Below are 11,572 nucleotides of genomic sequence, written 5' to 3'. Positions count from 1 at the left end.
TTCTCACTTTGTCAAGCACTTTTTTCAAATCCCGCTCGAAGTCCGTCCAGCTTCCGCTCGGTTTCTTCTCACTTTTCGACTTGTTTCGGTGCCCTCTCGTGAGGCGCTCAGATAGAATACCACCCCACACCACTTTTGTCAACACCTTTTTTCACTTTTCTTCACTTTTTCTTTGCAGTGGGTCTGGCTTCCATTTCTATGATGTTATTCTGTCCGCCTTCTTTCTTTTATATACAGGATAATTGCCCCAATGACAGGGAGCAGGATACCCACACACACATTCCCCACTGTGACCGCCTTTTCCATCAACCAGTTCAACTGAAAGGCATCCGGTACCGTCCATAGTCCAGCTGCCATAGCTGCTCCAGCAATCACCCAGGGCATCCACTCCCGGTACGCTCCACCATTCCAATGTTCCAGCACGCTCCGGCAGCCAAAAAACAGCATTCCCAACAGTGCAAGGTCAGCCAGTACCCACAGTGCCATCACTAGGGATTCCACCCGCTCAAAAGCTCCGGGCACTCGTACATCCTTTACCATCATAAAAAAGGGGATATCCATTCGTTCGATCAGGCCCGGACCAAAAGTCGCAATACACACCAGCTGGAACACCGCCAACAGGATCCCCGCTCCCCAGATCCAGCGGGTGAGCTGCCTCCCGTTTTCCGGTCGTCCCGCCATATGCCCGCCCAGAAAGGCGGCATATACGCCATAGCCCAGCAGTCCCAGCACCGGAAGCGCCCCCCATATGGCCCCGGGCAGATCTTCAATCCAAATAGGGGCAATGTTTCCCCATTCTGTCTTAAGGGTCCCCAGGCCCAGCGCCAGCACCAGGGCAATGCCTAGTGCCAGTGCAAACACCTCCGCCGCGCGCAGGAAGGCCACACGTTTTCCCCGCCCGATCCATAAGGTCACACCCAACAGAATAAAAAAGAACAGCTTGAGCGGCGCATTGCGGTACGTAGTGGCCAGAAAGCGAAAGGCGCACCAGCGGGTATTCCACCCCAGCAGCAGCACCCCCCACACCAGATAGACCAGAGTGACCGCCCGGCCGCCCCACCGTCCAAAGGCCAGTTCCAGCGCACCGGCCAGTCCCGTCCCCGCCGGGGCCGCCACCAGCAATCTGCGGAATGCCCATCCCACCAAGAGAGCCACAGGCAGCGCTGCCAGCGCGGAGAGCCATCCCGCCCGTCCTCCCACTGCCACAGTCTCCCCCGGAAGAAGTAAGATCAGAGGAGAGAGCAGCGCTGCGCTGAGCAGCGACAATACTTGCCGCATGGAAATATTATCGGTCTTCATTGGTGTTCCCCCTCATGGTAAACTCGTTTCCCACATCATAGCCCCGGCGCAGGGTCCCTTCCACCCGAACTTCGATCGGCATGGACGGCTCCCACTCCTTTTTCAGCATCTCTTTCTGCCAGGGAGCCGACCGCCCCGCTCGGTTTTCCAGCTGAAAGAAATCTGCGTCCCAAGTCCGGCAGTATTCCAGTGCCTGTTCCAACCGACTGCGGCTGCGCTGCTCCAGGGCCTCCTCCAGCTGTCTGCGGATCTCTTCCCGGGCCAAATTGACTTCTCCGGCGCCCTCCGCCAGGTTGGCGTCCACCCGGCAGGTCACCGTCAGCCCGGTCACTCTCCCGTCTTGCACCACCGGCTCCACCCGGCTCTTGGCCCCTACAATCCGCAGGGCCACCTTCCCCAGCTCGGGCAGGTCCAGCTCCAGCACATCGGCATCCACCTCTCCCATGAGAAGGTTCACGCCTTTCGCCCCATCGCCGTCCACCCAGTCGACCAGCTGACCATATTGAATGAGACCATATCCATCGGCCGCCATGGTTCGCTCCTCCCCCTCCAGACGAAGGGAGGGCAGAAAGGTACATCCTGTCTCCTCCAAATCCTGAAGCGCGTCCTCCACACTCCGGGACATGGAGTGAGACAGGAGCCCCGCGTCATTTTCCATGGCCTCCAGACGCCGGGTGGCCGACCCGGTCTCTGCGGCCGCCTGAATGGCCTCCCCCGCCCGGGCGCCCCGCACCAGATAAACATTGGTCTGCAGGCGCATCTCAATATCCCGCAGCACATAGTCCAGAGAGGTATCCACTCCCGCGCGGGCAAGTTCTTCTCCCAACAGCAACTGGCCCACGTGCCCGTAAAAAACATAGGATACTCCCCTGCCCTGCATGGACAGGCAGGCTCCGCTGATGGTCTCGGCCTCTTCCTGCAGGACCACCGCGCTGCTGTTGCCCTCTCCGCTGCCTTTGCTCTGTTCTCCGCTGGATACCGTCACGGAGATACTCTCTCCCTCCCCGGCATCCACACCCATGGTCCGCATGAGTGCCATATTCTCCAACTCTCTGGAGTAGGGCAGAAAATCAAAGGTCTCCTTGCACCCGCTCAGTCCCAGCAGCAGGGCTGCACCGGCCGCAAGACACCCCATTCGTTTTACCTGTTTCATCGCTGCTTTCTCCTGTTCGGGGTTTTCAGTATCCGCTCCCGCAGCTTCTGCCAGGGCAGCGGGGCACGCACCACGGCCCGTGCCGTTCCGCCCAGGCCGGCTCCACCCGCAAAGGGCGCCAGATAGGGCACGCCAAAGCTCTCTATCTTGGCCAGGTGATAGACCAGCAGCGCCGCGCCCCCCACTACGCCGAAGAGTCCGGCCGCACTGGCCAGAACCGCCAGTAGGAAACGCCACATCCGCAGCGCGCCCGCCACCTCCTGGCTGGGCATGGTATAGCCCGCGATGCCCGCGATGGCCACTGCAATGAGGACGGCAGGCGAGACGATCTTGGCCTCTACCGCCGCCTGACCCACCACCAGACCGCCGATGATGGATACCGTCTGTCCGATGGACTGGGGAAGCCGCAGCCCGGCCTCCTGCAAAATCTCAAAGGCGATGAGCATAATGAGCACCTCAAACACCGTCTGAAAGGGCACATCCTGCTTGGCCGCGATCATGGACAGAGCCAGGCGTGTTGGGATCATCTCCTGATGGAAGGTCGCCATGGCAATATAGAGGGCGGGCAGAAGCAGCGTCACCAGGACGCACAGATAGCGCAGCAGCGTCAGCACAGAGGCCAGCAGCCAGTTGTTGGATTTATCCTGTCCCGCCCGCAGAAAGCTGCTCACCGTGCCGGGGGCCAGGTAACCAAAGGGCAGGCCGTCCACTAAGATGCCCACCCGGCCTTCCGCCAGGCCGCCGCAAAACCGGTCGGGCCGCTCTGTATATTGGATCAGCGGGAAGGCGGTGGCAACATCATCCACCAGATATTCCTCCAGATTTCCCGAGGAGAGCACGGCATCTATGTCGATCCGGGCCATTCGCCGCTCCACCTCTGCCACGGTCTCCGGGTCGGCGATCCCGTCCAGCCAAACAATGTCCACGCTGGTCAGGGATTGTCGTCCCACGATCTGCTCCCGGATCTTGAGCTCGGGCGCCTTGATGTGGCGGCGCACCAGGCTGGTATTGGTGCGCAGGCTCTCCACAAAGCCGTCCCGCGCGCCCTTGAGCACCGTCTCGTTGACCGGCGGGCCCACGGCGCGCTTGTCCTCGGTGGCCACAAAGAGAGAGAGGGCGGTGCTCTCTCCCGGGCAAAACAGAATGCACCATCCGCTCACCAGATCATAGGCCACCTGGTCCACCGTAGTCCGCTCGGTCACCAACAGATTGTAAAGGGCGCCCTCCGCCATTCGGCGGTAGGCCGCCCGGTTGTCCAGCTGCCGGAGCGCATCATCCTGGGCCAAGGGGCGCAGGATATAGTCGCTGACCCGCTCCAGCTTTACCATTCCCATAATGGAACAGAGCACCAGCTTTTCTCCGCTGCCCCCCGGCCGCTCCACCTCCCGCACCGAAAAGTCCGCGCAGTCCCGGAAGACTTCCCGGATTCGCTCCAGGGTAAGCGGTCCCTCCAGCCTTGGCTCCTTTCTCGGATGCGGCGGCACGGCCTCTTCCCGCTTCTTTCGATCCCACATAGCGCTCCCTCCCCCATATCATCCAGCCATGGATCGATTTCATTCTGCCCATACCCTCCCCTTTTTATACCACGCTAATTCGTCATATTATCTATGTTTAGCCCAGTGTTTTTGTCTGTTTCTCCATATATACTGTCCTAAGTATTTTTGTACTTGCAAATTTAGAATGATGAGTATAAAATTGAATCATAAATTCCAAGTCGGCACTTTTTATGGCTGTATGCCATCTTTTTTTCTGTTTGTACCACTTTTTATAAACTTTATACCGCAGTTTCTGTTTTTTAAACTCACCCGTACAGCCCAGTACGGGTTTAAAAAGGAGGCCCCTGCATGAAGCCCTTTGCACAGAAATTAAATGAGCTTACGCCCGAACTGGTGGCCCTGGTGGACGACGTCATCGCCCGTCATAACGGAGATCCCACCCAGCTGGTCGGGATCCTGCTGGACCTGGAGGCCGGTGTGGAGCGGCACTATATCCCCGAGCCCGCCGCCTACTATCTGGCCGAGCGGCTGTCCATTCCTCCCACGCAGGTCTACGACGTCATTTCCTTCTATACCGCCCTGCACGATCAGCCCCGGGCCAAGTACACCCTCCAGGTGTGTGACAGTGCCCCCTGCCGGGTCAAGGACAGCGACGCACTGTGTGAGACCCTCAAGCGGCTTTTGAATCTCGAGGTGGGAGAGGTCACCTATGACGGCCGTTTCTCCATTGAAAAGGTCCCCTGCTTCGGCGCGTGCGACGTCTCCCCTGCGGTGCGGGTCAACGGCGTGGTCTACGGCCATCTGGACAGCGAGGAGCGTATCATGGATATGCTCCGCCAGCTTGATTAAGGGAGGCGTGAAGGCATGAGTAAGACTGTCTCTTTCATCACTCGGAATCTCGGGAAGTATAACCCCTCCAGCCTGGCGTCCTATGAGTTCATCGGCGGCTTTACCGCCCTGCGCAAGGCGCTGGATATGGACGGGGACGCCATCGCCCAGCTTCTGGCGGACAACGGCGTCCAGGGACGCGGCGGCGCAGCCTACGACATGGGACGCAAGTGGTCCCAGGCCCGGGCGGTGCAGGCCCCCCACAAGTGCGTGGTCTGTAACGCCGACGAGGGCGAGCCGGGCACCTTCAAGGACCGTGAGCTCCTCTCCAAGGACCCCTTCCAGCTGCTGGAGGGCATGATCATCGCCGGCTGGGCGGTGGGCGCCGATAACGGCTACATCTACATGCGGGAGGAGTACTCCCATCTGCGTCCCCAGCTGCTCTCTGCCATCGAGCAGTGTGAAAAGGCTGGCTATCTGGGCGAAAACATTCTGGGCCACGAGGGCTTCCATTATCACATCCACCTCTACTCGGGCGCCGGCGCCTATGTCTGCGGCGAAGGCAGCGCCCTGTGCGAATCCCTGGAGGGCCACTCGGGCCGTCCCCGCATGAAGCCCCCCTTCATCAAGCAGTGCGGCGCTTTCCACCTGCCCACCTGTGTGAACAACGTGGAATCCCTCTCTCTGGTACCCCCGCTGCTGCTGGACAAGGACGGGTTCTACAAGAGCCAGGGCACGCCCGACTGCCCCGGCACCAAGCTCATCTCGGTCTGCGGAAACGTCAAGAATCCCGGTGTGTTCGAGGTTCCCTTCGGCATCACTCTGCGGGAGATCATCTATGACCTGGCCGGCGGCATCGAGGACGGCCATCAGCTCCAGCTGGTCCAGCTGGGCGGCGCTTCCGGCCGGCTGGCCTCTCCGGCCCAGCTGGATACCCAGTACACCTACAAGGGCATGAAGGGCGCCGACCTCACCGCCATCGGCTCGGGCGCCATCCTGGTGGTGGATGAGCGCACCAGCGTCATCGGCTTCCTGCGCATGACCCAGCAGTTCTTCTCCCATGAGTCCTGCGGCCAGTGCACCCCCTGCCGGGAGGGCAACCGCCACATCGCCCGCTTCCTGGACAAGATCGCCGCGGGCACCCACACCGAAGAGGACATCAAGCTCATGGAGAAATACGCCAACATTATGTCCACCGCGTCCATGTGCGGCCTGGGCGAGACGGCGCAGTCCGCTCTCCTCTCCGCCATGAAGCGCTTCCCCGAAGTATTTGCCGTTAAGAAGGAGGTGGCTGTCAGATGAGCGAGACCAAAATGATCCATCTGACCATCAATCATATGCCCGTGGAGGTTCCCGCCGGGACCCGGATCATCGAGGCGGCCCAGAGCATCGGCATCGATATCCCCCACCTCTGCTATCATCCCGACCAGTCCATCAAGGCTCACTGCCGTATGTGTATGGTGGAGGTCACTGGTCAGCGCAAGCTGCTGGCCGCCTGCTCCACCCTGGTGTGGGAGGGCATGGAGGTCGTGACCGACTCCAAGCGGGTCTACGACGCCCAGGTGGGCGTGCTGGACCTGATCCTGGCTGATCACCGGCAGGATTGCCTGGCCTGCGCCCGCAACAATAACTGCGACCTGCAGAATTTGTGCCGCCGCTTCAACCGTCTGAAGCCCGACCTGCCCGACGTCTCCTCTCACGAGCGTCCCCGTCTGGACAACCCCTCCATCGTGCGTGATCCCTCCAAGTGCGTCAAGTGCGGCCGCTGCGTGAAGGTCTGCTCCGAGGTCCAGGGCATCGGTGCCCTCTCCTTCACCGGACGCAGCGCGGACTGCAAGGTCACCACCGCCTTTGACCTGCCCATGAACGAGACCGACTGTGTCCTGTGCGGCCAGTGTACCCTGGTCTGCCCCGTGGGCGCCCTCACCGAGGTGGATCACACCAGCCATGTCCGTCACGCCCTCCACGACTCCAACAAGCACGTGGTGGTGCAGATCGCTCCCTCGGTCCGCGTGGCCCTGGGCGACGACTTCGGGCTGGAGCCCGGCGCGCTGGTCACCGGCAAGATGGTCACCGCCCTCAAGATGATGGGCTTTGAGAAGGTCTTTGACACCAACTTCACCGCCGACCTCACCATCATGGAGGAGGGCTCTGAGCTTCTGGAGCGCATCCAGAAGGGCGGCCGTCTGCCCATGATCACCTCCTGCTCCCCCGGCTGGGTCAACTTCATGGAGAAGCATCACCCCGAACTCATCGGCAACCTCTCCACCGCCAAGAGCCCCCAGGGCATGTTCGGCGCGGTCCTCAAGACCTATTATGCCCAGCGCATGGGCTGGGATCCCAAGGACATCTTCTCGGTCTCGGTCATGCCCTGTACCGCCAAGAAGTTCGAGGCCACCCGTCCCGAACTGGGCCGGGACGGCTATCAGGACGTGGACGTGGTCCTGACCACCCGCGAGCTGGCCAAGCTCATCCGCTACGAGGGTCTCAACCCGGTGAACCTGCCTGAGAGCGACTTTGACTCTCCCCTGGGCACCGGCTCCGGCGCGGGCGCCATCTTCGGTGCCACCGGCGGCGTCATGGAGGCTGCGCTCCGTACCGCCTATGAGCTCTACACCAAGAAGGAACTGCCCCGCCTGGAGTTCGAGGAGGTCCGCGGCGAGGTGGGCGGTATCAAGGAGGCCACCATCGATCTGGACGGCACGCCCCTCAAGGTGGCCGTGGTCAACGGCCTGAAGAACGCTGAGGAGGTCATCCGCCGGATTCAGAGCGGCGAGGCCGACTATCTCTTCGTCGAGATTATGGCCTGTCCCGGCGGCTGCATCGGCGGCGGCGGACAGCCCATTGGCACCAACAACGAAAAGCGCAAGGCCCGCATCAAGGCCCTCTATGATCTGGACAAGAGCCTGCCTCTGCGTAAGAGTCACGAGAACCCCGATATCCAGACCATTTATCAGGAGTTCTTCGATCATCCCCTCAGCCACAAGGCCCACGAACTGCTCCACACGGAGTATTTCCCCCGGCCCAAGCGCTATGACTTCTCTCCCTACATTGAGAAGTACCGGAAGTTCCTGCCCGACTCGGCGAAAAAGTAATCAAAAATCCCCCGGAAGCCGCGGCTTCCGGGGGATTTTTCTGAAATTTCCTCCTCCGCCGTTGCCTTTTGGAGGGGGACTGGTTATAATAATGTCTGCCGAAAACCCGCCGCGGCCCCTGCGGCCGCCCGATACTATATATCTGTGAAAAGAGGAACGTTCATGGAATTCCATGCCAACGAAGGAAAAAGCGTCACCATCCAGGCCATGGGCAAGACCTGGGCCCGCCATGCCATCGCCACCCATTTTGTCACGGTGGGAGAGAGCTATATCGACCTGATGGAGCGGTATGTCAAGCCCGTCTATCAGGAGGGGGACATCCTCTCCATGAGCGAAAAGGTCATTGCCATCTGCCAGAAGCGGGTGGTCACCGAAGAGGAACTCAAGCCCGGCTTCTGGGCCAAGGTGCTCTCCCGCTTCGTCCATCAAACCTCCGCCGGCCCCGGCATGGGTCTGCCCATCAAGATGCAGTTTGCCATCAATGTCTGCGGTCTGCCCAAGATCCTGTGGGCCGCGTTCCGGGCCGCCATCGACAAGCTCCGCGGCGTCCGGGGCACCTTCTACCGGATCGCCGGTCTGGAGGTCTCCGGTCTGGACGGCTTTTACGGCGAGGACATCCCCGAGTATGAACATATGGGCGTGCGCATCCCCGAAAATCCCGCTGGGGTCTGCGACGAGATCTTTGAACAGACCGGCATCCTCTCCATGATCGTGGACGCCAACGACCTCAACGTGGAGATGCTGGGCCACTGCTCCCAGCTCAAGGAGAGCGACGAAGCTCTGCTGGACCTGATCCGGGACAACCCCGCCGGCCAGGACCGCCAGCTGACCCCCTTCGTCCTCATCCGTCCTTTGACGGAAGAGCAGGCAGCAGAAAACACCTCCCTGTAATCCAAATCAATCAGCCCGCAGCAGAAGATACTCCTCTGCTGCGGGCTGATTTTGTCTTATTTTTTATCGGTGTTTTCCCGCCGAAACGGTTTCTCTACTTTTTTGAGAAGCCGCAGTTCTTTCCTTTGCGCTGCCCCTGCGCTTGTGCCGCCGCAGGGCCTTGGTCAGCTCGCATACCACCAGAGGGGTCAGGGCCAGGGCCAGGACCGCAGCCCACTCCGTCGCCCCCAGGGGCACGGTCTTGAAAATCATCTGAAGGGGCGGCATACACAATACCGCCAGCTGCATCAGCGCCCCCACCAGAAAGGCCTTATTCATGGAGGGATTGGAGAACAGGCCGATGTGAAACAGGGATTCGGTCTCACTGCGTACATCAAAGGCATGGAAGAGCTGGCAGAAGGTCAGCGTGGCGAAGGCCATGGTATTGGCGGTGGCCGACGCCGTCAGCGGGTCGGAGAGCACATACTCCCCCAGGAAATAGGCTGTCAGGGTGAGCAATCCCACCATGGCCCCCTGCCAGGCCAGGCTGAAGGAAAAGGCCCGGTCAAAGAGGGAGGCATGGGCATCCCGGGGCTTGCGGTCCATCATCCCCTCCTCCACCGGCTCTACCCCCAGCGCCAGAGCGGGCAGGGCGTCGGTCACCAGATTGAGCCACAGGAGCTGCACCGGCAGCAGGGGCATCTGCCGGAACTGAAAGAGAGTGGCCAGAAAAATGGTCAGGATCTCTCCAATGTTGCAGGAGAGCAGGTAGTGGATGGCCTTCTTGATGTTGGCATAGATCCCTCGTCCCTCTTCCACCGCCGCCACAATGGTGGCAAAGTTGTCGTCCGTGAGGATCATGTCCGCCGCGCCCTTGGCCACGTCGGTCCCGGTCACTCCCATGGCACAGCCGATGTCAGCCGCCTTGAGGGCCGGGGCGTCGTTGACGCCGTCCCCGGTCATGGCCACCACCTTCCCCCGCTTCTGCCAGGCCTTGACGATACGCATTTTGTGCTCCGGGGAGACCCGGGCAAAGACCGAAAACTGCTCCACATCGGATTCCAGCATCTCCTGGGGCATGAAATCCAGGTCCTCTCCCGTCAGGGCCAGGTCCCCCGGCTGGAAGATGTCCAGCTCTTTGGCCACCGCCACGGCGGTGAGCTTGTGGTCCCCGGTGATCATGACCGGCCGGATGCCCGCGCGGTAGCAGCGGCCCACTGCCTCTTTCACCTCGGCCCGGGGCGGGTCCATCATCCCCGCCAGCCCCACAAAGGTCAATCCCTGTTCCAACACCGCGCTGGAGCACTCCCGAGGCATCAGTTCCAGGTCCCGGTAGGCCAGTCCCAGCACCCGCAGGGCCCGCCGGGCCATCCCCTCGTTGGCCGAGAGGATGCGCTGCTTCTCCTCGCCCCCGATCTTGCACCGCCGCAGCAGTACATCGGGTGCGCCCTTCACCAGTACCCGGAAGCCCCCCTCCGGCCGGGCATGCACGGTACTCATCAGCTTCCGCTCCGAGTCAAAGGGGACCTCCCCCCGGCGCGGCCGGGTCTCTTCCCACACATTTTTGTCCACGCCCTCCCCCAGGGCCAGCTCCACCAGGGCGATCTCTGTGGGGTCTCCGGTATATACCGCCTCCCCCCGGCTGCCGCGCTCCACGTGGACGTCGCTGCACAGCGCCCCGATCTCCAGCGCCAGCTTTCGCTGCCCCGGGCGTAAGGTCCACAGATCCACCACTTTCATCCGATTCTGGGTCAGGGTGCCCGTCTTGTCGGAGCAGATGACCCCGGCGCACCCCAGGGTCTCCACTGCCGGCAGACGCTTGACGATGGCATGGCGGTTCACCATCCGCTGCACGCCCATGGCCAGAACAATAGTCACAATGGCGGGCAACCCCTCCGGAATGGCGGCCACGGCCAGGGAGACCGCCGTCATAAACATCTCAAAGACCGGCTTGTGAAAGAGGAGACCCACCCCAAACATGACGCCGCACACACAAAGGCACACAAAGGAGAGGGTCCCCGAGACCTCGGCCATTTTTTTCTGCAACGGGGTCTCCCCCTGCTCCTGGAGAAGCAGCATCCCCGCGATGTGGCCCACCTCACTGTTCATCCCGGTGGCGGTCACGGCGCACAGGGCATGTCCCGCCGTTACCACCGTGGCCCCCACCACCATGTTGCTCCGGTCGGCCAGAGGGGTATCCTCCCCCAGCACCTCCCCGGCGCCTTTGGAGACCGGGACCGACTCCCCTGTCATGGCGCTCTCGTCACAGCGCAGGGCCGTGCTCTCCAGGATACGCCCGTCCGCCGGGACCAGATCCCCGGCCTCCAGCACCACCAGATCCCCCGGGACCAGCTCCTCCGCCGGGACCAGCACCACCGTGCCCTCCCGGATTACCTTGGCCTTGGGGGCCGACATCCGGCGCAGGGCCTCCAGGGCACGCTGCGCTCCGTCCTCCTGAGAAATCGAGATGGCGGCGTTTACCACCACGATCAGCAAAATAATGGCGGCATCCAGCCAGTCCTCTCCGCCGCTCACCAAAAGGGAGAGCCCGGCCGCACCCAGCAGCACCAGGATCATGGGGTCCCGGAGCTGGTCCAGCAGGCGCAGGGCCATGCTCCGTCGCTTTCCCTGCTCCAGGGTATTGGGGCCGTACCGCTCCAGCCGCTGTGCCGCCTCCTGCCGGGTCAACCCCTTCTGTCCATCGGTTCCCAGGCCGTCCAGGACCTCCCGGACACTTTGACTGTGCCATCCGCTCATGATTTCCTCCGCTCCTTTGCACGTCCACTTTTTTCCAGCACTCTGGACTATAACCATACCCGGGACGTAAGTCC

General features: G+C 61.6%; 8 protein-coding genes. 4 read left to right on the top strand and 4 right to left on the bottom strand.

The window, feature by feature from the left end:
• Positions 1-204: 204 nt before the first annotated feature.
• Genes GPK94_RS15780 through GPK94_RS15770 form a run of 3 tightly spaced genes read right to left on the bottom strand, consistent with a single transcriptional unit; the run spans position 205 to position 3,966 of the window.
• Complete coding sequence (locus GPK94_RS15780) at positions 205-1,299, bottom strand: GerAB/ArcD/ProY family transporter (RefSeq protein ID WP_215656253.1); 1,095 nt, start codon at positions 1,297-1,299, stop codon at positions 205-207.
• Positions 1,286-2,452: a Ger(x)C family spore germination C-terminal domain-containing protein gene (locus GPK94_RS15775; protein WP_252192674.1), complete on the bottom strand. Its 1,167-nt coding sequence runs from the start codon at positions 2,450-2,452 to the stop codon at positions 1,286-1,288. The genes GPK94_RS15780 and GPK94_RS15775 overlap by 14 nt, the downstream gene beginning before the upstream one ends.
• A complete protein-coding gene (locus GPK94_RS15770) occupies positions 2,449-3,966 on the bottom strand; it encodes a spore germination protein (protein ID WP_215656252.1) in 1,518 nt (505 codons plus the stop codon). The genes GPK94_RS15775 and GPK94_RS15770 overlap by 4 nt, the downstream gene beginning before the upstream one ends.
• A gap of 330 nt (positions 3,967-4,296) precedes the next feature.
• Here GPK94_RS15770 and GPK94_RS15765 point away from each other — a divergent pair, with 330 nt between their 5' ends.
• The 4 genes from GPK94_RS15765 to GPK94_RS15750 all read left to right on the top strand — a co-directional run bounded on the left by GPK94_RS15765 (position 4,297) and on the right by GPK94_RS15750 (position 8,762).
• Entirely contained in the window at positions 4,297-4,797 is a 501-nt protein-coding gene (locus tag GPK94_RS15765; protein ID WP_101692637.1) for an NAD(P)H-dependent oxidoreductase subunit E, read from the top strand.
• A gap of 15 nt (positions 4,798-4,812) precedes the next feature.
• Positions 4,813-6,078 (top strand): NADH-ubiquinone oxidoreductase-F iron-sulfur binding region domain-containing protein, encoded by a 1,266-nt coding sequence (locus GPK94_RS15760; protein WP_215656251.1) that lies wholly within the window; start codon positions 4,813-4,815, stop codon positions 6,076-6,078.
• Positions 6,075-7,871 (top strand): NADH-dependent [FeFe] hydrogenase, group A6, encoded by a 1,797-nt coding sequence (locus GPK94_RS15755; protein WP_215656250.1) that lies wholly within the window; start codon positions 6,075-6,077, stop codon positions 7,869-7,871. The genes GPK94_RS15760 and GPK94_RS15755 overlap by 4 nt, the downstream gene beginning before the upstream one ends.
• Before the next feature lie 162 nt (positions 7,872-8,033).
• Positions 8,034-8,762 (top strand): F420-0--gamma-glutamyl ligase, encoded by a 729-nt coding sequence (locus GPK94_RS15750; RefSeq protein WP_215656249.1) that lies wholly within the window; start codon positions 8,034-8,036, stop codon positions 8,760-8,762.
• Positions 8,763-8,825: 63 nt separating this feature from the next.
• Here GPK94_RS15750 and GPK94_RS15745 read toward each other — a convergent pair whose 3' ends face one another.
• Positions 8,826-11,498 (bottom strand): calcium-translocating P-type ATPase, PMCA-type, encoded by a 2,673-nt coding sequence (locus GPK94_RS15745; RefSeq protein WP_215656248.1) that lies wholly within the window; start codon positions 11,496-11,498, stop codon positions 8,826-8,828.
• Between the last annotated feature and the right edge of the window lie 74 nt (positions 11,499-11,572).

This window comes from Pseudoflavonifractor sp. MCC625, from assembly GCF_018784545.1.
Classification (GTDB): Bacteria; Bacillota; Clostridia; order Oscillospirales; family Oscillospiraceae; genus Pseudoflavonifractor_A; species Pseudoflavonifractor_A gallinarum.
Note: the sequence above shows the minus strand (reverse complement) of the source record. Positions and strands in the feature narration are given on the sequence as shown.

What these genes read in the sequence shown, in the direction of transcription:
- GPK94_RS15780 (WP_215656253.1), bottom strand. Translation starts at nt 1,299, where the DNA reads ATGAAGACCGATAATATTTCCATGCGGCAAGTATTGTCGCTGCTCAGC.
- GPK94_RS15775 (WP_252192674.1), bottom strand. Translation starts at nt 2,452, where the DNA reads ATGAAACAGGTAAAACGAATGGGGTGTCTTGCGGCCGGTGCAGCCCTG.
- GPK94_RS15770 (WP_215656252.1), bottom strand. Translation starts at nt 3,966, where the DNA reads ATGTGGGATCGAAAGAAGCGGGAAGAGGCCGTGCCGCCGCATCCGAGA.
- GPK94_RS15765 (WP_101692637.1), top strand. Translation starts at nt 4,297, where the DNA reads ATGAAGCCCTTTGCACAGAAATTAAATGAGCTTACGCCCGAACTGGTG.
- GPK94_RS15760 (WP_215656251.1), top strand. Translation starts at nt 4,813, where the DNA reads ATGAGTAAGACTGTCTCTTTCATCACTCGGAATCTCGGGAAGTATAAC.
- GPK94_RS15755 (WP_215656250.1), top strand. Translation starts at nt 6,075, where the DNA reads ATGAGCGAGACCAAAATGATCCATCTGACCATCAATCATATGCCCGTG.
- GPK94_RS15750 (WP_215656249.1), top strand. Translation starts at nt 8,034, where the DNA reads ATGGAATTCCATGCCAACGAAGGAAAAAGCGTCACCATCCAGGCCATG.
- GPK94_RS15745 (WP_215656248.1), bottom strand. Translation starts at nt 11,498, where the DNA reads ATGAGCGGATGGCACAGTCAAAGTGTCCGGGAGGTCCTGGACGGCCTG.